This window comes from Streptomyces sp. NPDC051582 (genome assembly GCF_040681715.1).
Classification (GTDB): Bacteria; Actinomycetota; Actinomycetes; order Streptomycetales; family Streptomycetaceae; genus Streptomyces.
Window position 1 is genome coordinate 23,239 of the sequence record NZ_JBFAZJ010000007.1, and the last position, 21,742, is coordinate 44,980.

The following is a 21,742-nucleotide window of genomic DNA, read 5'->3' on the forward strand; positions in this document are numbered from 1 at the left end:
GGTCCTGTTCCTGCGGGCCCGCCTTCCCCGTTTTCTCCGCCTTCTCTGGTTTCTCCGACTTCTCCGCTTTCAGCGGACCGCGGCCCTCGCGATCGACATCGTTTTCTGTTTGGCCAGGAGCTGCGCCGCCAGAACACTCGATCTCGACGTGATCAAAGACCGTTGATATGCGCTCTCGGCTCCGGACCACACGCCGATCAGATTCACCTTCCGCTTGCACAGGACGTCGGCGAGTGCGACGTCCTTCTCGTGGCCGCTCGGCGCTGCGGAGGCGAATTCCCGGTCGTTGATCGCGGCGACGGGATCGGGGTACCTGTGCCCGGATTCATTCATGCATTTCGACCATTTTGCGCTGACTTCCGCCACTGCGGGGTCCTTCTGCGACTTCACGTAGCTTTCCATGTCGAGTTGCTGCACGGGGCCCAGGGCCTGCTGGAGCTCGTCGTCGTGGAGTTCGCGCCGCGCCTCGCCCGCGCACCCGCCTTCGGGTACCGGTTTGCCGTCGTACGTGGTGACCTCGCCCTTGATGAGCGCAATGGCGGCCGCTGGATAGTCTTCGACCGGCTGGTCTCCCTCGGGCACGTGATATCCGTGGGCCTTGGCGAGTTCCGCGTCGGCCAGGCCGTAGCGCCGCTCGTTGGTCCCGATTCTCACGCCTCCCCGTGGTGCGGGGGCGGCAGGGGCGCCGATCGCGGCGAGGCACCGCTGCACGAGGGCGTCGCGCCCCTTGGAGAGGGTCTCCAGATCGGGTGTCGTGAGCAGGTACGCGTCCAGGGGCAGCTCAAGGGCCTTGCTGTCATCCAGCCGGTGCACCGGGGCCGGGCCGGGGGTGTCGCCGGAGCGGGGGGAGGATCCCCGCGGGCCGGACGCGCCGGCCGAGCACGCGCACAGGGGGAGCAGCAGCAGTGCCACGCCCGCGCACGCGGTGGAGGAAGGGGAGAAGGACTTCACGGGATTCCTCTGCTGACGACGAGGAAGGGTGCCCCGAAGCCGCCGTGGCGACTGCGGGACACCCTTCTTCGATCCAGGCGCCGGTGCTCAGCAAATGATGGCTCTGACGGAAGCGTTGTCGTTGTACGTGTTCGACAGGTTCCGGGACGAATAGGCCGCGACGGTGTCGGACGGACCGGAGTAGTTCGAGTTGTAGTACACCCGGTAGCAGTAACTCGAAGCGTTCTGGGTGGACGCGGCGTTGTTCTTCACCGGCTGGCCCTCGCCGGTGGCGATCGTGCTGAAGGTCTCACCGGCGAGATTGGGGACGTTGACGTCCGTCATGAACCGGGCGCCGGCCTGGTTGGAGTTGTAGTAGAAGCAGAAGTAGCCGGTCTGGCACGCATACGCACTCGCCGGAGTGGCCATTCCGAGTGTTACACCGGCCGCGGCGGCCAGGAGTGCTACGGAACGCTTCATGCGCATGGGCCCATCCCCCTGTGTCGTGGTGTCCATGCCAACCATAGGTGACGGTGCAGGGGTTCTCAACAACACCAATCGGGCGCGGAGTTGGGGCGCAATGGGGCTCCGGGACCCGTTCGTCACCGGGTCACTCCCCGGAGACGAACGCCGCCCGCAGTTCCTCCTTCAGCGACCGCTGGAACGCGGTCACCAGCGCCTGCACCACCATCGGCTGCATGTGCGCGGACAGCGCCTTCATCGACTCCACCCGCTCCGGATCGCTCTCGCCGCGCGTGAACGGCCCCCACACCTCGTCCCGGAACAGCGCCGTCAGCTCGTGCGCCGCGGTCCGCGCGTGTTCCAGCAGCACCGTGCGCGCCGCCAGGATCGTCTCGTACGCGATCGGTACGTCCAGCAGTGCCACCCCCAGCCGCAGCAGCCCCACGTCGACCCGGAAGCCTTCGGCGGCCGGCGCCAGTACGTTCATCGCCGTCAGCCGCAGCACGTCGGCGTCCGACAGGCTCCGCCCCGCCCGCTTCTCCAGCTCTTCGCGCGACACCTCCAGGGGCGCGTCCGGAGCCCAACTGGACACCATCGCCCGGTGGATCGCCAGGTCGTGCGCGCTCAGATCACCGGGCAGCGCGTCCAGATACCGCTCGATGGCCGACAACGTCATGCCCTGGTGCTGGAGTTCCTCGATCAGCGCCAGCCGGGACAGGTGCTCCGGCCCGTAGTGCCCCACCCGACGCGGGCCGATCACGGGAGGGGGCAAAAGCCCGCGCGTGCTGTAGAAACGAACGGTGCGCACGGTGACGCCCGCCCTGGCCGCCAGCTCGTCGACGGTGAGCATCGGCTCGGGTGCCTGGTCGGCCATCGTCTGCGCCTCGCTCTCTGCTCCACAGCTTGGGTTCAACAGTATTGCTGTCGCACCAACGATGTGAAACGGCCAGGAGCTGCCCATGACCATGAAACTGCGACTGCCCGGACGACCCGAAGAGCTCACGATCCCCGCCCTGCTGGCCCGCAACGCCGCCGAACACGGCGACCTCCCCGCCCTCTCCTGGCGGGAGGGCGCCGGCTGGACGACCCTCGACTGGACCGAGGTCCGCCGCAAGGTCGCCGTCCTCGCCTCCGGCTACGCCGCCCTCGGGATAGAGCGCGGCGAACACGTCCTGATCATGATGGGCAACCGCCCCGAGCACTGGCTGACCGACCTCGCCCTGGTCCACCTCGGCGCCGTCCCCGTCACCGTGTACGGGACCTCCGCGCCCGAGCAGATCGCCCACATCGCCCGCCACAGCCGGGCCCGCGTCGCCGTCCTCGAAGGTGCCCGTGAGCTGGCCCGCTGGGAACCGCTGCTCGCGGACCGGGGGATACCCCTGGAGCGGCTGGTCGTGGCCGAGGCCGCCGAGGCGGGTCAGCACCGCACGTACGGGTCCCTGCACGCGAGCGGCGCCCGCGGCCACCGCCCCGACGCCTTCGAGAAGGCCTGGCAGGAGACCCGCCCCGAGGACCCGCTGACCGTCGTCTACACCTCCGGCACCACCGGCGACCCCAAGGGCGTACGGCTGACCCACCGCAACATCATGCTCCAGGCCGTCCGCATCGACGGGCGAACGGACCTGCCCGAGCACGCCGAGCACATCTGCTACCTGCCGTTCGCGCACATCGCCGAGCGGATCCTCGGCATCTACCTGCCGCTCCTGCGCGCCGCGCACGTCCGGCTCGTCGCCGACCCGGCCGCCGTGGGGGCCGCCGTACGCGAACTGCACCCGGTGCAGTTCTTCGGGGTGCCCCGGGTCTGGGAGAAGCTCGCCGCGTCCGTACGGGCCGTGCTCGCACAGCTTCCGGCCGCGCAGCGGGAGTCCATCGAGGCCGCGAACGACCTCGCCCGCGCCCGGGCCGGCCACCGTGAGCGCGGCGAGCGGATCCCGGCAGCGCTCGAAGCCTCGTACGCCCGGGCGAAGGAGCAGGTGCTCGACCCGCTGCTGGGCCTGGCCGGGCTGGACCGGCTGGTGTGGACGGCCAGCGCCACCGCGCCGATGCCGATCGACGTGGTCCGGTTCTGGGCAGGCTGGGGGCTGACCATCATGGACGCCTGGGGGCTCACCGAGACCTCGGGCGTGTGCACGATCAACAGCCCGGACGCCTTCCGGCTGGGCTCGGTGGGACGCCCGATCGAGGGGCTGGAGCTGCGCCTCGCCGAGGACGGGGAGATCCTCACGCGCGGCGCGACCGTCTTCGCCGGCTACCTGCGGTCCGATGGTTCGGTGGAGAGTGCGCACGACGCCGAGGGCTGGTTCCCGACCGGGGACGTCGGCCGGCTCGACGAGGACGGGTTCCTCTGGCTGACCGACCGCAAGAAGGAACTGATCATCACCTCGAACGGCAAGAACGTGTCGCCGGCGCTGGTGGAGAACACCGTCAAGGAGCATCCGCTGATCGGCCAGGCCCTGGTGCACGGCGACGGCCGCTCCTACCTCGTCGCCCTGCTGGTGCTGGACGGGGAGGTGGCCCCGGCCTGGGCGGCGGCCCGCGGCATCGAGCCCGGCCCGCTCGCCGCGCTCGCGGAGCACCCGGCCGTCCGGGCGGAGATCGCGGCCGCCGTCGACGCGGCCAACGCCCGGCTCAACCGGACCGAGCAGATCAAGCGGTACCGGCTGCTGACCGGGGAATGGGGCCCCGCCTCCGGCGAGCTCACCCCGTCGCTGAAGCTGCGCCGCCGGGTGGTCCGGGAGAAGTACGGCGCCCTGATCGAGGCGCTGTACGCCGACCCGTACGCCGACCCGTACGAGGAGCCGCACGAGGAGTCGCACGAGGAGCCGCACCGGGGCGCGCAGGCGTAGCCCGGATGGCCCCGTCCGGTGGGCGCGCCGGCGCCCGCCGGACGAGGCTGGGAGGATGCCGGAGACCCGTTTCAGCCGCGAGGAGATCCAGTCCCTCGCACGGCTCAGCCCGTTCGAGCTGAAGGACAGGTTCATCCGGCTGGCCCAGGAGGCCCAGGCCGGCGAGCCGGGCCAGAAGGACACCACCGCCCGCGCCATGCTGAACGCGGGCCGCGGCAACCCCAACTGGATCGCCACCGGCCCCCGCGAGGCCTTCCACGCCCTCGGCTACTTCGCCCTCGACGAGTCCCGGCGCGTCTGGACGGCGGACGACCTCGGCGGGATGCCGGAGCGCCACGGGATCGGGAAGCGGTTCGACTCGTGGATCCGCCGTCACCCGGAGCTGCCCGGCACCGAGCTCCTCGCCGCGTGCGTCGCGTACGCGCTGTCGCGGTGGGGGTTCGACAAGGACGCCCTCGTGCACGAGCTGGCCGACGCCGTGATCGGCGACAACTACCCGGTTCCGGACCGGATGCTGGTGCACGCCGAGCAGATCGTCCGCGGCTACCTCGACTTCGAGATCTTCGGCGAGCGGCCGGCCGTGGACCGCCTGTCGCTGTTCGCCACCGAGGGCGGCACCGCCGCGATGTGCTACGTCTTCGACTCGCTCGTCCAGAACGGGATCCTCCGCAAGGGCGACAAGATCGCCCTGATGACCCCGGTGTTCACCCCGTACATCGAGATCCCCGGGCTCGAAACCTACGAGTTCGACGTGGTCTGCGTCAGCGCGAGCCTGTTCGCCGAGACGGGTGTGCGCCAGTGGCGCTATCCGCCGGAGGAGGTCGCCAAACTGGCCGACCCGGAGGTCAGACTGGTCTGCCTGGTCAATCCGAGCAACCCGCCCTCGCTCGCGCTGAGCGACCGGGTGGCGGCGCAGATCAAGGAGATCGTGGCCACCGCCAACCCGCGCCTGCTGATCGTCACCGACGACGTGTACGGCACCTTCGTGCCCGGCTTCCGCTCGCTCGCCGCCGAACTGCCCCGCAACACCCTGCTGGTGTACTCGTACTCCAAGCACTACGGGGCGACCGGCTGGCGGCTCGGCGTCATCGGCCTGCACGAGGACAACGTCATCGACGAGATGCTCGGGGAGCTGCCGCGCGAGCAGCGGGAGCGGCTCGCCCGGCGGTACGGCTCGCTCAGCCTGGAGCCGGAGCGGATCCGCTTCATCGACCGGATGGTCGCGGACTCCCGCTCGGTGGCGCTCAACCACACGGCCGGACTCTCGCCGCCGCAGCAGGCGCTGATGGTGCTCTTCTCGCTGTTCGACCTGCTGGAGGAGGGCCAGGCGTACAAGGAGCGCGTCCGCGCGATCGTCCGGCGGCGGCTCGGCCTGCTGCTCGAAGGTGCCCGGATGAAGATCGCCGACGATGACCGGCGGGCCGCGTACTACGTCGAACTCGACCTGCTGGCCGAGGCGGAACGCGTCCACGGCAAGGCCTTCGCGGACTTCCTGGAGGCCAACTACGAGCCCGTCGACCCGCTGCTGCGCCTGGCGGAACAGACCTCGGTCGTCCTCCTGGGCGGCGGCGGCTTCGACGGCCCGCAGTGGTCGGTCCGCGTCTCCCTGGCCAACCTCGACGACCTGGACTACCTGAAGGTCGGACACCACCTGAGGCAGATCTTCGAGGAGTACGCGGCGGAATGGCGCCGTTCGACGTAGCCCCCCGCACCCCCGGCAGCGCGTCGGCGGCGGGGGCCCGGGGGTGGGTGGGCTAGCGGCCTATCAGGGGGTAGTGGTCGGAGAGGTTGGCGTACGTGTACGAGGTGCCCCAGCTGGAGACCGTCCAGGGCGCCGACTGCTCCTTGACCACGTTGTTCTCCCAGCCCGCCGGGCGCGCGTTGCCCTTGCGGTAGAGGACGTAGTCCAGGTCCTCGCGCGGGTCCGTCGGGTAGCGGTAGTTCGCGATGGAGTTCTGCGCGGTGTCGAACGAATACGGGTGGCCCGTGCGCGAGTCGGAGTTCGCCAGGTCGGCGTTGGCCAGCATGGACGCGAACTCGGGGGAGCGCGAGTCCACGTTCATGTCGCCCGCGACGACGACCTGTTCGTTCGCCGGTATGTTCTTGGCGTCCAGGAAGGCGTCGATCGCCTTGAACTGGCGGGCGCGCATGTCGGCCGCCTCGCCGGAGCCGCAGCCCGGGTCGGTGGACTGGGCGTGGGTGCCGACCACGTGGACGCTGGTCCCGTTCACGTTCAGCACCACGTACGCGAAGCCCTTGTTGGACCACCAGTCGGCGCCGCAGGCGTCCTTGTAGACGACCTGCTCCTTGCGGACGATCGGCCACTTGCTGAGGATCGTGACGCCGCCGTCCTCCGGGGTGGTGGAGGAGTACGCGCCGCCCGTGGCGTCCCAGCCGCTCTTGCTGCGGCCGACGATCGGGGTCTGGTACGGGTACTGCGCCGAGGCGTTCGCCTTCAGCGCGTCCGAGGCGCCGTTGTCGAAGGCCTCCTGGAGCACGACCACGTCGTGACCCTGGAAGAAGGACGCCTTGGGGATCTCCGAAGCCCGGTGGTCCTGGCCCCAGTTGGGGTAGAGGTTCTTGCTCATCAGGAACGTGTTGTACGTGAGGACGCTGAGCCGCGGGGCCGCCGCGCTCGGGGCGGCGGAGGCGGCCGGCGCACTGGTGGCGGCCAGTGCGCCGACGGCGATCGCCGCAACGGCCGTGACGGCGGCGCGGTTGCGGCTGAGCTTGGTGTGCAGCATGAGGTCTCCATCATTCCTGCAGGGGGAGATCGACTCCGTCATCCAAGCAGTCGCGGTTACCTCTGGGTAACACCCGTGACAAGACTTTCTGTCCGGCAGCGGACGACTGGCCCCCGCAACCCGAACCTTCAGCACTCGCATACTGGAACCATGAGAGAGACCGAGCTCCCCGAACCCGGACCGAAGGCAGCGCGCCGCCCCGATCCCGAGCCGCCGGCCCCCGGCGGGGTGCTCTGGACCATCTCCGGCGACGTGCGCGCCCTGCTGATGCTGCCCGCCGCCTTCACCATGCAGGTCGCCCACCCCGCGATCGGCGCCGGCGTCGACGAGCACTCCGTCTTCCGCACCGACCCCTGGGGGCGCGGCGAGCGCTCCCTGCGCTCGGTCCAGCTGTGGGTGTACGGCGGGGCGGAGGCCGCCGAGGAGGGCCGCCGGGTGCGCCGCCTGCACAAGGAGATCCAGGGCGTCGACACCCGTGGCCGCCGCTACCACTCCCTCGACCCCGCCTGCTACTCCTGGGTGCACGCCACCGGCTTCCCGATCTACGTGTACGCCGGCCGGTACCTGATGCGCCGCTTCACCCCCGCCCAGGAGCGCCGGCTGTACCGGGAATGGCTCCAGGTGGGCCGGATCCTCGGCATACAGGACCGCGACATGCCGCAGACCATCGAGGAGTACTGGGTCTACTACCGCCGGATGCTGGCCGAGGAGATCGAGCCGACCAAGGTCGCCCGCGAGCTGATCGCCACCGACACGCGGCTGCCGAGGCCCGCGGGCGGTTCCCTGCCGGTGCGGCTGCTGCTGCGGCTCACCTGGCCGGTGCTGCGTGCGGCGTTCTTGCGCTTCCGGGCGTTCGTCACCGTCGGCTACATGCCGCCCGAGGCCCGCGCCGCCATCGGGCTGGAGTGGAGCCCGGCCCAGGAGCGCAGGCTCCGCAGGTTCAGCACGGCCGTGCGGCTCCTCGTACCGCTGCTGCCGGAGCGCCTGCGGTACCTGCCCGTCGCGCGGGCGGCCCGGGCCCGGTGGCGCGCCGGCACCCCCTGAGGGGCGCCGGCGCGCAGGGCCTCGTACGCGCGGTGCAGTGCGGTGCGGCGCCGCGCCCCGCGACTCAGTGCTCGTGGATCGTGTTCGTCTCGGCGATCTTCTTCCAGGACTTCGGCTCCACCGGCTTCGCCGCGGGGGCCCGCAGGGACCGGGCGGTCTCGGCCGCGGCGGCCGGCGGGGCGAAGGCCGGCTTGCCCGGGGTGTACAGCCAGGTCTCGAAGAGCTGCGCGAGGGGCTTGTTCGAGATCTTCTCCGCGTACCGGACGAAGTCCCCGACCTTGGCGTTGCCGTAGGCGCGCTCGGTCGGCCAGCCCTTGAGGATCTTGAAGAACGTCTCGTCGCCGAGCTCGTTGCGCAGCGCCTGCAAGGCGATCGCGCCGCGGTCGTACACGGCTCCGTGGAACTGGTTGTCCGGACCCGGGTCGCCCGGCTTGACCTGCCAGAACGGGTCGTCCGCCGCACGCAGTCCGTACGTCCAGTCCGCGAGCTCCTGCGCGGTGCCCTCGCCCTCCTTCTCCGACCACAGCCACTGGCTGTAGCGGGCGAAGCCCTCGTTGATCCAGATGTCCTTCCAGCCGTCGACGGAGACGCTGTCGCCGTACCACTGGTGGGCCAGCTCGTGCACGACCACCGAGACGTTGGCACCGTTCGCGAACTGCTTCGGACTGTAGAACGGCCGGGTCTGCGTCTCCAGGGCGAAGCTGGAGGGCACGTTGGGCACGTACCCGCCGACGGAGTTGAAGGGGTACGGCCCGAAGACCCCCTCCAGCCATTCGGCGACCTCGCCGGTCCTCTCCACGCTCGCGCGCGCCGCGCCCGCGTTGTCGCCGAGGTCCTTGCTGTACGCGTTGAGGATCGGCAGACCGCTCGCCGTCTGGCCGGTGGTGACGTCGAACTTGCCGATGGCGAGGGTGGCGAGGTACGTGGCCTGCGGCTTGTTCGAGCGCCAGTTGTACCGGGTCCAGCCCAGCCGGGAACTCTGCGACTGGAGCACGCCGTTGCTGATGGCCTGGGTGCCGTCGGGGACGTTGACCGAGATGTCGAAGGTGGCCTTGTCGAGCGGGTGGTCGTTGCTCGGGAACCACCAGACGGCCGAATCGGGCTCCTGCGCGGCGACCCCGCCGTCGGGGGTGCGCTGCCAGGCCGACCAGCCGTCGATCTTGAACTCCGACGGCTTTCCGGCGTACTTGACGACGACCGAAGCCGGGGTGTCCTTCTTCAGCGGCCGGTCGGGGGTCACCTCCAGCTCGTGGTCCCCGGACGTGGCGAACTTCGCCTTGGCGCCGTTGACCCGGATCTCGCTGACCTTCAGGCCGAAGTCCAGGTTGAAGCGGGAGAGGTCCTGCTTGGCGGTGGCCAGGAGGGTGGCGGTGCCCTCCAGGAGGTCCGTCTTGGGCTGGTACTGCAGGCGCAGGTCGTAGTGCGACACGTCGTACCCGCTGTTGCCGCTGGCCGGGTAGTAGGGGTCGCCGATACCCGGGGCCCCTTGGACCGAACTCGCCGCCGACGCCGGGATCACCAGCAGGAGGGAGGCGGCGAGGACGCTCGGGGCGATGACTTTGCGGTGCACGAAGAGCTCCAAGGGGTAGGGAGGCAGTTCTGATCAACGGCTGTCGTCCGACCGTATTCAGGCCCGCCGCGCTACGTCATGTCCATGGCCCCGGTGTCACACGATCGCCATTCGGCCGTCACAGGCCGGGGGCCCGCACCCCGGGATCACCGTCCCGAGGAGCCGCGTTCGGGTGCGCGAACGACCCTTCTCCGCCGCCGGGGCGCCCGGAAGAAGGCCGGAAACCGGAGGTCGGCTCGATCACGTGCACGGCGGCCGGGACTCGGCCTACCCGGCATACTGAGCGGTCGGTAATCTGACCGGCATGACGATTCCTGCGCGCGCCGCCCGCAACTGCTGGCATGCGGCGATCAACCCGCTGCACGCGACCATCTACTTCTCTCCCGACCTGGGCAAGGAGTTCGCGGCCCTCGGGGTCACCGAGCGGCCCGCCGTGAACCTCGCCTCCCGCTCCGCCGCCATGGGCGCCGTCGGGCCCGGCACGGTCACCGCCACCTTCTACAACTACCGCCACGACTTCGTCGCCCGGCACCTGCCCGCCGTCTGGGACACGATCACCCCCGAACAGGCCCTGGACGCCCGCCTGCGCGCGGCCGACAGCACCCTGCGCAGGCTCCTCGGCGACGAAGCCATCGCATCCCCCGAGCTCGCCGAGGCCGCCGGCCTCGCCCTGCGCGCCGCCGAGGGCTGCACCCGGCACGCCCGGCCCCTGTACGCCGCCCACGCCGACCTCCCCGTACCCGAGGAGCCGCACCTGCGCCTCTGGCACGCCACCACCCTGCTGCGCGAGCACCGCGGGGACGGACACCTCGCCGCACTGCTGCTCGCCGGACTGGACCCGCTGGAGGCCCTGGTCAGCCACACCGCCACCGGCCGGGGGATGACCCCGAAGTGGATCAAGGCGATCCGCGGCTGGGAGCAGTCCGACCTCGACGCCGCCGCCGACCGGCTGCGCGAGCGCGGGATCCTCGACGCCGGAGGCGAACTCACCGAGGAGGGCGCGGCCGTACGCGAGCGCCTCGAAGCCGACACCGACCGCCTCGACGCCGCCCCCTACGAGCACCTCGGCGCCGAAGGACTGGCCCGCCTCGCCGAGCTCGGAGGCGGATTCGTCGGCAAGGCCGTCACCGCCGGCGCCTTCCCCGCGGACGCCTTCGGCAAGGCCTGACGCGGGCCGGGGCGCGGGGCTCCCGGCCCCCGTCACCGCCACCTGCCACAATTGGCAGCCTTCCAGTGCAAACGAAGGCAGGCGGGACCCGATCGTGACGATGTCCATCGAAGGCAGGATCGCCGAGGAGCTCGGCGTACGGGAGCGGCAGGTCAAGGCCGCCGTCGAGCTGCTCGACGGCGGCTCCACCGTGCCGTTCATCGCGCGCTACCGCAAGGAAGCGACCGAGATGCTCGACGACGCCCAGTTGCGCACCCTTGAGGAGCGGCTGCGGTATCTGCGCGAGCTGGCGGACCGGCGCGCGGCGATCCTGGACTCCGTACGGGAGCAGGGCAAGCTCGACGCCGAGCTGGAGGCCCGGATCAACGCGGCCGACACCAAGGCCCGGCTGGAGGACATCTACCTCCCGTTCAAGCCCAAGCGGCGCACCAAGGCGCAGATCGCGCGCGAGGCCGGCCTGGAGCCGCTCGCCGACGGCCTGCTGGCCGACCCGACGGTGGAACCGGCCGCCGCAGCGGCCGCGTTCGTCGACGCCGACAAGGGCGTCGCCGATGCGGCGGCCGCCCTGGAGGGCGCCCGCGCCATCCTCACCGAGCGCTTCGGCGAGGACGCCGACCTGATCGGCGAGCTGCGCGAGCGCATGTGGGGCCGCGGCCGGCTCGCCGCGAAGGTCCGCGAGGGCAAGGAGGAGGCGGGCGCCAAGTTCGCCGACTACTTCGACTTCGCCGAGCCCTTCACCGCGCTGCCCTCCCACCGCGTGCTCGCCATGCTGCGCGGCGAGAAGGAGGACGTGCTCGACCTCACCCTGGAGCCCGAGGACCGCGATGACGCCGCGACCCCCGGCCCGTCCACGTACGAGGGCATGGTCGCCCGCCGCTTCGGGGTGAACGACCGCGGCCGCCCCGGCGACAAGTGGCTGGCCGACACCGTCCGCTGGGCCTGGCGCACGAAGATCCAGGTGCACCTCGGCATCGACCTGCGGATGCGGCTGCGCCAGGCCGCCGAGGACGAGGCGGTACGGGTCTTCGCGTCCAACCTGCGCGACCTGCTGCTCGCGGCGCCCGCCGGCACCCGGGCCACCCTCGGCCTGGACCCGGGTTTCCGCACCGGCGTGAAGGTCGCCGTCGTCGACGCCACCGGCAAGGTCGTCGCGACCGACGTGATCTACCCGCACGTGCCCGCCAACAAGTGGGACGAGTCCCTCGTCAAGCTGGCCCGCCTCGCCAAGGAGCACGCGGTCGAGCTGATCGCCATCGGCAACGGCACGGCCTCGCGCGAGACCGACAAGCTCGCGGGGGACCTGATCACCCGCCACCCCGAGCTGGCGCTCACCAAGGTGATGGTGTCCGAGGCGGGCGCCTCCGTGTACTCGGCCTCGGCCTTCGCCTCGCAGGAACTCCCGGACATGGACGTGTCGCTGCGCGGGGCGGTGTCCATCGCCCGCCGCCTGCAGGACCCGCTCGCCGAGCTCGTCAAGATCGACCCCAAGTCGATCGGCGTCGGCCAGTACCAGCACGACCTCTCCGAGGTGAAGCTCTCGCGCTCGCTCGACGCCGTGGTCGAGGACTGTGTGAACGGCGTCGGCGTGGACGTCAACACCGCCTCCGCGCCGCTGCTCTCGCGGGTGTCGGGCATCAGCGGCGGGCTCGCCGAGAACATCGTGGCCCACCGCGACGACAACGGCCCCTTCCGCAGCCGCAAGGCGCTCAAGGACGTGGCCAGGCTCGGTCCGAAGGCGTACGAGCAGTGCGCGGGCTTCCTGCGGATCCGCGGCGGCGACGACCCGCTGGACCTCTCCAGCGTGCACCCCGAGTCGTACCCGCTGGTCCGGGGCATGGCCAAGACGGCCGGCAGTGACGTGGCGGCGCTGATCGGCAACACGGGCGTGCTGCGCTCGCTGCGGCCGGAGCAGTTCGTCACCGAGGCCTTCGGCCTGCCGACGGTCACGGACATCCTGCGCGAGCTGGAGAAGCCGGGCCGCGACCCGCGGCCGGCCTTCAAGACGGCCACCTTCAAGGAGGGCGTCGAGAAGATCGGCGACCTGGCGCCCGGGATGATCCTGGAGGGCGTGGTCACGAACGTGGCCGCGTTCGGGGCGTTCATCGACATCGGCGTCCACCAGGACGGACTGGCCCACGTCTCGGCGCTGTCGAAGAACTTCGTCAAGGACCCGCGGGACGTGGTCAAGCCGGGCGACATCGTCCGCGTGAAGGTCCTGGACGTCGACATCCCGCGCAAGCGGATCTCGCTGACCCTGCGGCTGGAGGACGAGGCCGACCGTACGGCGGGCGCCGCTCCCCGGCAGCGCGAGGACCGCCAGGAGCGGCGCGGCGGCGGCCGTCCCCCGCAGCAGCGCGGCGGAGGTCAAGGCGGCCAGGGCCAGGGCCAGGGCCAGGGCCAGGGCCAGAGCGGTCAGGGCCGCGGCCAGGGCGGCGCCGGTCAGCGCCAGGGCGGTCAGCGCCAGGGCGGCGGCGGCCAGCGCCAGGGCGGTCAGGGCGGCAGCGGATCCCCGGCCCCCGCCAACAGCGCGATGGCGGACGCCCTGCGCCGCGCCGGTCTCACCGGCGGCCCCGAGGAGCGCCGCAAGCGCTGAGGCACACGTGTCCGCTGGGGCTTTTCGGGGATGGCCGAATAGGCACCCCACCCGGGCGCGCATCTTGCGAATTCCCGTACAAGATCTGTAGGCATGGTGGAACGCCCGTTCGCCGAGTGGCGAACGGGCTTCCGTTTCTCCCCTCAGGACCCCACTCCACGAGGCCGCCTTGAAGGCACAGGACGCCATGCCCACGCCCACGCACGCCTACCGACGCTGCCCGCGAAAGGGTCCGAAGAGGGATCACATGCCCCACTCGCAACCCAGCCTCCGTAAACGGTGCGAGAAGATTCTCGGCCATCTGGAGCTGACGCATCCCTTCTCCATCGAAGGGCTGTGCAACCGGATCGCCGAGCAGCGGGGCCGCCCCATCCATCTGCACCCGCTCCCCAAGGAAGCCGCGGAATCCGGGGTCTGCGGGCTGTGGGTGGGCACCGACAGCGTCGACTTCGTGTTCTACGAGGCCCAGACCACCGCGCTGCACCGCGAGCACATCGTGCTCCACGAGCTCGGGCACATCCTGTTCGGCCACAACTCGCTGGAGGCCGAGGACAACGACGGCCAGGTCCCCGTCGTCCTCGGGCGCACCAACTACACCACCAGCCAGGAGCAGGAAGCGGAAATGCTGGCCAGCATGATCCGCATCCGTACGACGGGCCCCTGCCCGCAGTCGGCCGCCGCGCCCCGCGGCACCCTCGCCTGGCTGGAATCGGCCATGGGCTACGGGCGGGGGAGCCATGGACGCCGCTGACCTCACGGCCTTCGGCGACTCGCTCGCCGTGCCCAGCGTCGTCTGCCTCTGGGCAGCGGTCCTGCTCCGCGCCCCGGCGGCCCTGCGCTCCCCGCAACAGCGCGGCCTGTGGCTCGCCGTCGCGACCGCCGCCGCCGCGATGACCCTGAACCTGCCCGACGTCGTGACGTACGCGATGCGCGACCCGCACTACGCGCACTCCGTCGGTCTCGTCCGCAACCTCATCGGCGTGCTGTCCGCCGGCACCGTGCTCTACTTCGTCGCCGCCGCCACCGGCGGCCGGGCCCTCCAACTCGCCTCCTGGACCGGTACGGCGGCCTGGCTCACCACCCTCGTCGTGCTGGACACGGCCGCCCCCGCGCACACCGCGCACACCATCCCGGCGCAGGGCGACCCGGTGCCCTCCCTCGGGTACTGGCTGCTCCTGATCTCGGCGCACCTGCTCGCCAACACCACCTGCGTCGCCCTCTGCTGGCGCTACAGCCGCCGCACCGAGAGCCGGGGCCTCGCCGCCGGTCTGCGGCTGTTCGGCCTCGGCACCGCGCTCGCCGGCCTGTTCTGGTTCGTGTACCTGCTCAAGGCCCTGTTCGCCAGCACCTGGGCGATGCCCGCGCTGCCGCTGATGATGAACCTTCACGGACTGCTGCGGGCCGCCGCGATCCTGGTGCCCACCCTGTTCACGCTGCGCCGCACGAGCTCGGACATCGCCACCGCCTGGCGGCTGTGGCCGCTGTGGCACGACCTGGTCCAGGCCGTCCCGCACGTCGCCCTCACCAAGCCGCGGGCCGGGCGGGTCGTGGAGCTGCTGTGGCCGCCCGTACCGCGCAACCTGCTGGTGTACCGCAAGGTGATCGAGACCCGCGACGCGATCCTGATCCTCGGCGAGTACGTCGCCCCGGGCGTCCCGGAGCTGGCCCGCAGCCACGTCACCGGGCACGGGATCCCCGAGCAGCGGCGCACCGCGGCCGCGCTGGCCTGCGTACTGAAGGAGGCCCGGCAGGCGAAGCTGGCCGGACGGCCCGGGCAGCCGGGGGAGGACGCGGCGTGGGAGCTGCCCGCCGCGATGCAGACCTCGGCCGAGGGCGGGGACCTCGACGACGAGGCCCGGTTCCTGGTCGACGTGGCCCAGGCCTACGGATCACCGTCGACCACGGACTTCACTTCGCTGCCCCCGACCCCGCAGCGCCCGCACACCCCGTAAGGAAGTGACCTCTCGTGACCACCGTTCTGATCACCGGGGCCAGCGCCGGGCTGGGCGCGGCCTTCGCCCGCGGCTTCGCGGCCAAGGGCTGCGCACTCGTCCTGGTCGCCCGTGACAAGGAGCGCCTCGAAGCCGTGGCCGGCGAGCTCGGCCGGGAGTTCGGCACGGCCAGCGAGGTGCTCACCGCCGACCTGCTGGACGCGGACGGCTGCGCGGCGGTCGCCGAGCGGCTCGCCGACCGGCGGCGGCCCGTGGACATCCTGGTCAACAACGCGGGCTTCGGGCTGTCCGCGCCGTTCCCGTACAGCCCGGTCGAGGACGAGGAGCGGCTGCTCGACCTGCTGGTGAAGGTTCCGCTGCGGCTCACCCACGCCGTGCTGCCGGGGCTGCGCGAGCGCCGCCGGGGCGCGGTGGTCAACGTGTCCTCGGTGGCCGGGCTGCTGCCGACCGGGACGTACGGGGCCGCCAAGGGCTGGGTCACCGCGTTCAGCGAATCCCTGCGGGTGGACATGGAGCCGTACGGGATCCGGGTGCTGGCGGTGGTACCGGGCTTCACCCGCACCGAGTTCCAGGCGCGCGCCGGGATGGACGTCAGCTCCCTGCGCGAGGCGGTGTGGCTGGACCCCGAGGCCGTGGTGGCCAAGGCCCTCAGGGACCTGGCCCTGCGCCGGCCGGTGAGCATCACCGGCCGCCGCTACCAGGCGTACGCGCTCGCCGTCCGGCACCTGCCGCGCGGCTTCGTGGCCGCCCGGCTCGCACGCAAGCGGCGCGCGCCGCAGCCGCAGGGCACCCCCCAGGGGGTGCCCGCTAGAGCTCGGTGACCTTGCCGCCCGCGACCTCCAGGCGGCGGGTCACGTGCACCGCGTCCAGCATCCGGCGGTCGTGGGTGACGAGCAGCAGGGTGCCCTCGTACGCGTCCAGCGCCGCCTCCAGCTGTTCGATCGCGGGCAGGTCCAGGTGGTTCGTGGGCTCGTCCAGCACCAGCAGGTTCACCCCGCGGCCCTGGAGCAGCGCCAGCGCCGCCCGGGTGCGCTCGCCGGGGGAGAGCGTGGCCGCCGGGCGCAGCACGTGCGCCGCCTTCAGGCCGAACTTGGCCAGCAGGGTCCGCACTTCGGCCGGCTCGGTGTCCGGGACGGCCGCGCAGAAGGCCTCCAGCAGCGGCTCGTCCCCGAGGAAGAGCCCGCGGGCCTGGTCCACCTCGCCGACCAGTACGCCCGAACCGAGCGTGGCCGCACCGGAGTCGGGCACCAGGCGCCCGAGGAGCACGGCCAGCAGCGTGGACTTGCCCGCGCCGTTGGCGCCGGTGATCGCCACCCGGTCCGCCCAGTCGATCTGCAGGCTGGCCGGGCCGAAGGCGAAGTCCCCGCGCCGCACGGCGGCCTCGTTCAGGGTGGCGACGACGGAGCCGGAGCGCGGCGCCGCCGCGATCTCCATGCGCAGCTCCCACTCCTTGCGGGGCTCGTCGACGACGTCGAGCCGCTCGATGGCGCGCTGCGTCTGGCGGGCCTTGGCGGCCTGCTTCTCGCTGGACTCGCCGCGCAGGTTCTTGCCGATCTTGTCGTTGTCGCTCGCCTTGCGGCGGGCGTTGCGCACGCCCTTGTCCATCCAGTTGCGCTGCATCTGGGCGCGGCCCTCCAAGGCCGCCTTCTTGCCCGCGTACTCGTCGAACTCCTCGCGGGCGTGCGTACGGGCCCGCTCGCGCTCCTCCAGATAGGCGTCGTAACCGCCGCCGTAGAGGTTGATCTGCTGCTGCGCCAGGTCGAGTTCGAGGACCTTCGTGACGGTGCGGGTCAGGAACTCGCGGTCGTGGCTGATGACGACCGTGCCCGCCCGCAGGCCCTTCACGAACCGCTCCAGACGCTCCAGGCCCTCCAGGTCCAGGTCGTTGGTCGGCTCGTCGAGCAGGAAGACGTCGTAGCGCGAGAGCAGCAGCGAGGCGAGGCCCGCGCGGGCCGCCTGGCCGCCGGACAGCGCGGTCATCGGCAGGTCCAGGCCGACGGCCAGCCCCAGCTCGTCGGCGACCTCCTGGGCGCGCTCGTCGAGGTCGGCGCCGCCGAGGTTCAGCCACTGGTCCAGGGTCGTCGCGTAGGCGTCGTCCGCTCCCGGGGTCCCGTCGACCAGGCCCTGGGTCGCCGCGTCCAGCGCCGCCTGGGCGGCGGCGACGCCCGTGCGCCGGGCCAGGAAGTCCCGTACGGACTCTTCGGGGCGCCGCTCCGGCTCCTGGGGCAGGTGGCCGACGGCGGCGGTGGGCGGGGAGAGCCGCAGCTCACCGGTCTCGGGGGTGTCCAGGCCGGCGAGCAGGCGCAGCAGGGTGGACTTTCCGGCGCCGTTGACGCCGACGAGGCCGATGACGTCGCCGGGGGCGACGACGAGGTCGAGATCGGCGAAGAGCGTGCGCTCACCGTGCGCGGCGGTGAGGTTCTTGGCGACGAGGGTTGCAGTCATGGTGCGTCGATCCTATCCGCGCCGCGCGGCATGGCCGTAAAGGTGGGACGAGCGTCATTGCGGCCATCGGCGCCGCGTCACACCATGGGGTCATGTCGCCCCGAAACGTGCTCGTCGTCCTCTACGACGGCGTGCAGAGCCTGGACGTGACCGGACCCGTGGAGGTGTTCGCCGCGGTCGGCCACCTGCCGGGCCGGGCCGGGGACGGGTACGCGATCCGTACGGTCTCCCCGGGCGGCGCGCCCGTACGGACGAGCAGCGGGCTCACGCTGGTGCCGGACGGGGACCTGGAGAGCGCGCGGCCGGGGACCGGCACCACCCTGCTGGTGCCGGGCGGGCAGTACCGGGGGGACTTCGAACCCAGGCTGACCGACTGGCTCCGCGCGCACGGGGGTGGCGCGGAGCGGCTGGTTTCCGTCTGCACGGGCGGGCTGCTGCTCGCCGAGGCCGGGCTGCTGGACGGGCGGCGGGCGACGACGCACTGGTACGCGTGCGAGCAGATGGCCCGGGACTACCCGGAGGTGACCGTCGAACCGGATCCGATCTACGTACGCGACGGCCCGGTGACCACCTCGGCGGGGGTCACGGCGGGGATCGACCTCGCGCTGGCGCTGGTGGAGGAGGACCACGGACGGGAGCCGGCACTGCGCATCGCGCGGCACCTGGTGGTGTTCTTGCGCAGGCCCGGCAACCAGGCCCAGTTCAGCGCGCAGCTGGCGGCGCAGACCGCGCAACGGGATCCGTTGCGGGAGGTGCAGCAGTGGATCACGGAGCATCCGGACGCGGACCTGAGCGTGGAGGCCCTGGCGGCGCGGGCGCGGCTCTCGCCGCGGCATTTCGCGCGCGCCTTCCGGGCGGAGACGGGGGCCACGCCCGGCCGCTACGTGGAGCGGGTCCGCGTGGAACACGCGCGGCGCCTCCTGGAGGACACCGGGGACGGGGTCGCCCAGATCTCGCGCGCCTGCGGCTACGGCACCCCGGAGGCCCTGCGCCGGGCCTTCGTGAAGACCCTCGGCCAGCCCCCGGCCGAATACCGGCGCCGTTTCGGCTCCGACCGCACCTAGGGGGTGTCCAGACCACCGCACGACACCGCTCGGCAGGTACACCACCACCCTGGAGGAAGCATGCAGATCGCAGTCCTGCTCTACGACCGGTTCACCGCGCTCGACGCCATCGGGCCCTTCGACACCCTCGGACGGCTGTCCGGCGCCGAGGTCGTGTTCGTCTCGGAGCGGCCCGGGCCGGTGCGGACCGACAACGGGGCGCTCGCCCTCGTCGCCGACAAGGGTCTCGACGAGGTGACCCGGCCCGACATCGTCATCGTCCCGGGCGGGCCCCACCCCGAGCTGGAGATGGAGAACCCGGCCGTCGTCGACTGGCTGCGCGCCGTCGACGCCACCAGCACCTGGACCACCTCGGTCTGCACCGGCTCGCTCCTGCTGGCCGCCGCGGGGCTGCTCAAGGGGCGCCGGGCCACGAGCCACTGGCTCTACCTGGACCGGCTGCCCGCCTTCGGCGCCGAGCCCACCGGCGAGCGCGTCGTGTACGACGGGAAGTACGTCACCGCCGCCGGGGTGTCCTCCGGCATCGACATGGGCCTCGGCCTCCTCGGCCGGATCGCGGGGGACGAGTACGCCCAGACCGTCCAGCTGATGACCGAGTACGACCCCCGGCCGCCCTACGACGCCGGCTCGCCGGACAAGGCACCGGCCGAGATCGTGGCGCGGCTGCGCGCGGTCAACCCGCTCGACGGCCGGTAGCCGTCGGCGCGGTCGCCGGCGCGGGGCCCTGCCCGGTGGTCCAGCCGAACGACGGCGTACGGCGCTCCAGGAACGCGGCGACACCCTCCGCGGTGTCGCCGCTGGCGGCCGCCTGGTCCGTCCAGTACGCGTCCCGGTCCGTCCGCCCGTTCGCGAACTCCTTGGCCGCCGCCTGGGTCAGCTGCGAACGGGTGGTCAGCACGCGGGCGAAGTCCGCCACCCGCTTGTCCAGCTGCCCGGCCGGCAGCAGCTCGTTCAGGAATCCGGCCCGCAGCGCGTGCTCCGCGTCGATCAGCTCCGCCGAGAAGAGCAGGTACTTGGCCACCGCGGGACCGACCAGCGCGGCCAGGCGGCGGGTCGAGGAAGCGGGGTAGACGATGCCCAGCTTCGCCGGGGTCACCCCGAAGGAGGCCCCCTCCTCCGCGAAGCGCAGATCGCAGGCCGCGGCCAACTGGCTGCCGCCGCCCACGCAGAACCCGCGGATCGCCGCGAGCGTCGGCTTGGGGAAGGCGGCCAGGGCCTCCTCGGCCGCCACGGCCAGGGCCTGCGGGTCCTCGTCCCCGGTGAGCGAGGAGATGTCGGCCCCCGCGCAGAAGGTCGGTCCGGACCCGGTCAGGACGAGCACCCGTACGGCCGGATCGGCCGCGAGTGCGTCCAGCACCTCCGCAAGCGCGCGCCACATCGACGCGGTCATCGCGTTGCGCTTGGCGGGATGCGAGATGACGACCGTGGCGATCCCGTCGGCGACGGTGTGCAGGAGGGCTGCGTCCATGCGCCGGATGCTATCCCGGACGGCCGATCCTATGATCGGGGGAGTCCGTCCGGGGGGTGCTGAAAGGTGGCACGACCATGGGCGCAGACCGTTCCGGGGCCGCGTCCCCGGTCGAGGTCCGAGCCGGGGACAAGAAGCAGCTGGGGCGCAGTTTCGGGCTGCTGGCCGCGCTCGGGGTGCTCTTGGTGGCGGCCGGCCTGGTCGGCCTGTTCTATGCCGCCTTCGCCACCCTGACCACGATGTTCCTCTTCGGCTGGCTGCTGCTCGCCGGCGGTCTGGTGGGCCTGGTCCAGGCGTTCCAGTCCCGCAGGAGCAACCACTTCTGGCTCGCCGTCGTCGTCGCCGCGATCAACATCGCGGCCGGCTTCGTGATCCTGCGCAGGCCCGAGGCGAGCGCGGAGGCGCTGACCATGTTCGCCGCGCTGCTCTTCCTCGTCGGCGGGCTGTTCCGGCTGGTGGGCGGCCTGGTGGTGCGCGGGACGAACCTGTGGGTCAACCTGGTCCAGGGCGCCTTCGGGATCCTGCTGGGCTTCCTCGTCCTCGCCAGCTGGCCGAGCAGCAGTCTCTACGTGATCGGAACCTTCTTCTCCCTCGCCCTGCTGTTCGACGGGCTGAGCCTGATCCTCCTGGGCATGAGCGCCCGGCGCATTCTGGGCTTGGTCAGGGAAGACGGGCCCCCGGTGGACGCCGCCGGCGGCGGCGGGCCGGACATCGCGGCCGGGAAGGGCCCCACAGAAGATCAGGAACGGTCGCACAACTGACGCTGTCATACGCCAACGGTCAGAAAGCGTCCGATTGACGCTGACTTCTGGTCAGGGGTCCGGTCCGGACCGGTCCGCTCCCCACTCTTGACGCGTGGAGACGATCGAGCGTGAAGACGGGGGCCGGAAGATGGATGTCAGCGGGAGCGTCCCGCCAGCCAAGGAGGGCGAGCCGGCGGCCGCCCCGGCCGACCCCCTCGCGTACGAGGGCGTGTGGCGGTTCACCGTGCCCGCTGTAGAAGAATCCGTTCCGCAGGCCCGCCGGGCCGTGCGCGACCTGCTCGGCCGCCAGGGCGTCCCGGCCGACCGGGACCTCGTGTACTCGCTGCTGCTGATCGTCTCCGAGCTGGTGACGAACTCCGTCCGGCACGCGGCCCTGCTCTCGCCCCAGGTCGCGGTCGAGGTCGCCATCGGCCGGGACTGGGTCCGGGTGGCGGTCGAGGACAACCACCCGTACCGCCCCAAAGCCCTGGAGGCGGATTTCGGCCAGACCGGCGGACGCGGCCTGCTCCTGGTGCGCGAGGTCACGCGCGAGTCCGGCGGGGTGTGCGACGTCGAGCACACCTCGACGGGCGGCAAGGTCATCTGGGCGGCCCTGCCGCTCGCCGCACCCGCGGTCTGAGGCGGAGTACGGGCGCCGGGTACGCCCGGCACTCCGGTACGCCCGGCACTCCGGTACGCCCGGCACTCCGGTA

The 21,742-nt window shown here is 71.9% G+C and carries 19 protein-coding genes; 12 read left to right on the top strand and 7 right to left on the bottom strand.

The window, feature by feature from the left end:
- Positions 1 to 69 precede the first annotated feature (69 nt).
- The 3 genes from AB0M92_RS11760 to AB0M92_RS11770 form a co-directional block, all read right to left on the bottom strand.
- Positions 70 to 951, bottom strand: coding sequence for a hypothetical protein (locus AB0M92_RS11760; RefSeq protein WP_366101954.1), 882 nt, complete (start codon positions 949 to 951; stop codon positions 70 to 72).
- Between the two features lie 87 nt (positions 952 to 1,038).
- The gene (locus tag AB0M92_RS11765; RefSeq protein ID WP_366101955.1) at positions 1,039 to 1,416 is read right to left on the bottom strand and encodes a peptidase inhibitor family I36 protein; all 378 of its coding nucleotides are present in this window, start codon (positions 1,414 to 1,416) and stop codon (positions 1,039 to 1,041) included.
- 124 nt (positions 1,417 to 1,540) lie between these two features.
- Positions 1,541 to 2,266, bottom strand: a complete 726-nt coding sequence (locus AB0M92_RS11770) for a MerR family transcriptional regulator (RefSeq protein ID WP_366101956.1) — start codon at positions 2,264 to 2,266, stop codon at positions 1,541 to 1,543.
- A gap of 85 nt (positions 2,267 to 2,351) precedes the next feature.
- Between AB0M92_RS11770 and AB0M92_RS11775 the strand changes: the two genes are divergently transcribed.
- Both AB0M92_RS11775 and AB0M92_RS11780 read left to right on the top strand, forming a co-directional pair.
- Positions 2,352 to 4,238, top strand: coding sequence for an AMP-dependent synthetase/ligase (locus AB0M92_RS11775; RefSeq protein WP_366101957.1), 1,887 nt, complete (start codon positions 2,352 to 2,354; stop codon positions 4,236 to 4,238).
- 55 nt (positions 4,239 to 4,293) lie between these two features.
- A complete protein-coding gene (locus AB0M92_RS11780) occupies positions 4,294 to 5,940 on the top strand; it encodes a bifunctional aspartate transaminase/aspartate 4-decarboxylase (RefSeq protein WP_366101958.1) in 1,647 nt (548 codons plus the stop codon).
- A gap of 52 nt (positions 5,941 to 5,992) precedes the next feature.
- Here AB0M92_RS11780 and sph read toward each other — a convergent pair whose 3' ends face one another.
- Positions 5,993 to 6,982 carry a sphingomyelin phosphodiesterase gene (gene sph, locus AB0M92_RS11785; protein WP_366101959.1) on the bottom strand — a complete coding sequence of 330 codons (990 nt, stop codon included), beginning with the start codon at positions 6,980 to 6,982 and terminating at the stop codon, positions 5,993 to 5,995.
- Positions 6,983 to 7,132: 150 nt separating this feature from the next.
- Between sph and AB0M92_RS11790 the strand changes: the two genes are divergently transcribed.
- Positions 7,133 to 8,026 (top strand): oxygenase MpaB family protein, encoded by an 894-nt coding sequence (locus AB0M92_RS11790; RefSeq protein WP_366101960.1) that lies wholly within the window; start codon positions 7,133 to 7,135, stop codon positions 8,024 to 8,026.
- 64 nt (positions 8,027 to 8,090) lie between these two features.
- Here AB0M92_RS11790 and AB0M92_RS11795 read toward each other — a convergent pair whose 3' ends face one another.
- Entirely contained in the window at positions 8,091 to 9,596 is a 1,506-nt protein-coding gene (locus AB0M92_RS11795; protein ID WP_366101961.1) for a M1 family metallopeptidase, read from the bottom strand.
- Between the two features lie 304 nt (positions 9,597 to 9,900).
- Between AB0M92_RS11795 and AB0M92_RS11800 the strand changes: the two genes are divergently transcribed.
- From AB0M92_RS11800 to AB0M92_RS11820, 5 genes are all read left to right on the top strand, one after another.
- Entirely contained in the window at positions 9,901 to 10,764 is an 864-nt protein-coding gene (locus AB0M92_RS11800; RefSeq protein ID WP_366101962.1) for a hypothetical protein, read from the top strand.
- A gap of 94 nt (positions 10,765 to 10,858) precedes the next feature.
- Entirely contained in the window at positions 10,859 to 13,357 is a 2,499-nt protein-coding gene (locus tag AB0M92_RS11805; RefSeq protein ID WP_366101963.1) for a Tex family protein, read from the top strand.
- A gap of 247 nt (positions 13,358 to 13,604) precedes the next feature.
- Positions 13,605 to 14,108 carry a hypothetical protein gene (locus AB0M92_RS11810; protein ID WP_366101964.1) on the top strand — a complete coding sequence of 168 codons (504 nt, stop codon included), beginning with the start codon at positions 13,605 to 13,607 and terminating at the stop codon, positions 14,106 to 14,108.
- Positions 14,095 to 15,309 (top strand): MAB_1171c family putative transporter, encoded by a 1,215-nt coding sequence (locus tag AB0M92_RS11815; protein ID WP_366101965.1) that lies wholly within the window; start codon positions 14,095 to 14,097, stop codon positions 15,307 to 15,309. The genes AB0M92_RS11810 and AB0M92_RS11815 overlap by 14 nt, the downstream gene beginning before the upstream one ends.
- Before the next feature lie 14 nt (positions 15,310 to 15,323).
- The gene (locus AB0M92_RS11820; protein ID WP_366101966.1) at positions 15,324 to 16,130 is read left to right on the top strand and encodes an SDR family NAD(P)-dependent oxidoreductase; all 807 of its coding nucleotides are present in this window, start codon (positions 15,324 to 15,326) and stop codon (positions 16,128 to 16,130) included.
- Here AB0M92_RS11820 and AB0M92_RS11825 read toward each other — a convergent pair.
- Positions 16,117 to 17,754, bottom strand: a complete 1,638-nt coding sequence (locus tag AB0M92_RS11825; protein WP_366101967.1) for an ABC-F family ATP-binding cassette domain-containing protein — start codon at positions 17,752 to 17,754, stop codon at positions 16,117 to 16,119. The two genes, AB0M92_RS11820 and AB0M92_RS11825, sit on opposite strands and share 14 nt — an antisense overlap.
- Before the next feature lie 92 nt (positions 17,755 to 17,846).
- Between AB0M92_RS11825 and AB0M92_RS11830 the strand changes: the two genes are divergently transcribed.
- Both AB0M92_RS11830 and AB0M92_RS11835 read left to right on the top strand, forming a co-directional pair.
- A complete protein-coding gene (locus AB0M92_RS11830) occupies positions 17,847 to 18,818 on the top strand; it encodes a GlxA family transcriptional regulator (RefSeq protein WP_366101968.1) in 972 nt (323 codons plus the stop codon).
- Between the two features lie 60 nt (positions 18,819 to 18,878).
- On the top strand, positions 18,879 to 19,514 hold the full coding sequence (locus tag AB0M92_RS11835) for a DJ-1/PfpI family protein (RefSeq protein WP_366101969.1): 636 nt from the start codon (positions 18,879 to 18,881) through the stop codon (positions 19,512 to 19,514).
- Here the strand turns inward: AB0M92_RS11835 and AB0M92_RS11840 are convergent.
- Positions 19,492 to 20,286: an enoyl-CoA hydratase/isomerase family protein gene (locus AB0M92_RS11840; RefSeq protein ID WP_366101970.1), complete on the bottom strand. Its 795-nt coding sequence runs from the start codon at positions 20,284 to 20,286 to the stop codon at positions 19,492 to 19,494. The two genes, AB0M92_RS11835 and AB0M92_RS11840, sit on opposite strands and share 23 nt — an antisense overlap.
- A gap of 77 nt (positions 20,287 to 20,363) precedes the next feature.
- Between AB0M92_RS11840 and AB0M92_RS11845 the strand changes: the two genes are divergently transcribed.
- Both AB0M92_RS11845 and AB0M92_RS11850 read left to right on the top strand, forming a co-directional pair.
- Positions 20,364 to 21,047: a DUF308 domain-containing protein gene (locus AB0M92_RS11845; protein ID WP_366101971.1), complete on the top strand. Its 684-nt coding sequence runs from the start codon at positions 20,364 to 20,366 to the stop codon at positions 21,045 to 21,047.
- Between the two features lie 130 nt (positions 21,048 to 21,177).
- On the top strand, positions 21,178 to 21,669 hold the full coding sequence (locus AB0M92_RS11850) for an ATP-binding protein (protein WP_366102155.1): 492 nt from the start codon (positions 21,178 to 21,180) through the stop codon (positions 21,667 to 21,669).
- Positions 21,670 to 21,742 lie beyond the last annotated feature (73 nt).

Excerpts from the sequence above, each read along its gene's own strand:
- AB0M92_RS11775 (WP_366101957.1), top strand. The coding sequence starts at position 2,352 with ATGACCATGAAACTGCGACTGCCCGGACGACCCGAAGAGCTCACGATC.
- AB0M92_RS11830 (WP_366101968.1), top strand. The coding sequence starts at position 17,847 with ATGTCGCCCCGAAACGTGCTCGTCGTCCTCTACGACGGCGTGCAGAGC.
- AB0M92_RS11815 (WP_366101965.1), top strand. The coding sequence starts at position 14,095 with ATGGACGCCGCTGACCTCACGGCCTTCGGCGACTCGCTCGCCGTGCCC.
- AB0M92_RS11770 (WP_366101956.1), bottom strand. The coding sequence starts at position 2,266 with ATGGCCGACCAGGCACCCGAGCCGATGCTCACCGTCGACGAGCTGGCG.
- AB0M92_RS11840 (WP_366101970.1), bottom strand. The coding sequence starts at position 20,286 with ATGGACGCAGCCCTCCTGCACACCGTCGCCGACGGGATCGCCACGGTC.
- sph (WP_366101959.1), bottom strand. The coding sequence starts at position 6,982 with ATGCTGCACACCAAGCTCAGCCGCAACCGCGCCGCCGTCACGGCCGTT.
- AB0M92_RS11845 (WP_366101971.1), top strand. The coding sequence starts at position 20,364 with ATGGGCGCAGACCGTTCCGGGGCCGCGTCCCCGGTCGAGGTCCGAGCC.
- AB0M92_RS11850 (WP_366102155.1), top strand. The coding sequence starts at position 21,178 with ATGGATGTCAGCGGGAGCGTCCCGCCAGCCAAGGAGGGCGAGCCGGCG.
- AB0M92_RS11825 (WP_366101967.1), bottom strand. The coding sequence starts at position 17,754 with ATGACTGCAACCCTCGTCGCCAAGAACCTCACCGCCGCGCACGGTGAG.
- AB0M92_RS11810 (WP_366101964.1), top strand. The coding sequence starts at position 13,605 with ATGCCCCACTCGCAACCCAGCCTCCGTAAACGGTGCGAGAAGATTCTC.
- AB0M92_RS11765 (WP_366101955.1), bottom strand. The coding sequence starts at position 1,416 with ATGCGCATGAAGCGTTCCGTAGCACTCCTGGCCGCCGCGGCCGGTGTA.
- AB0M92_RS11800 (WP_366101962.1), top strand. The coding sequence starts at position 9,901 with ATGACGATTCCTGCGCGCGCCGCCCGCAACTGCTGGCATGCGGCGATC.
- AB0M92_RS11780 (WP_366101958.1), top strand. The coding sequence starts at position 4,294 with ATGCCGGAGACCCGTTTCAGCCGCGAGGAGATCCAGTCCCTCGCACGG.
- AB0M92_RS11790 (WP_366101960.1), top strand. The coding sequence starts at position 7,133 with ATGAGAGAGACCGAGCTCCCCGAACCCGGACCGAAGGCAGCGCGCCGC.
- AB0M92_RS11835 (WP_366101969.1), top strand. The coding sequence starts at position 18,879 with ATGCAGATCGCAGTCCTGCTCTACGACCGGTTCACCGCGCTCGACGCC.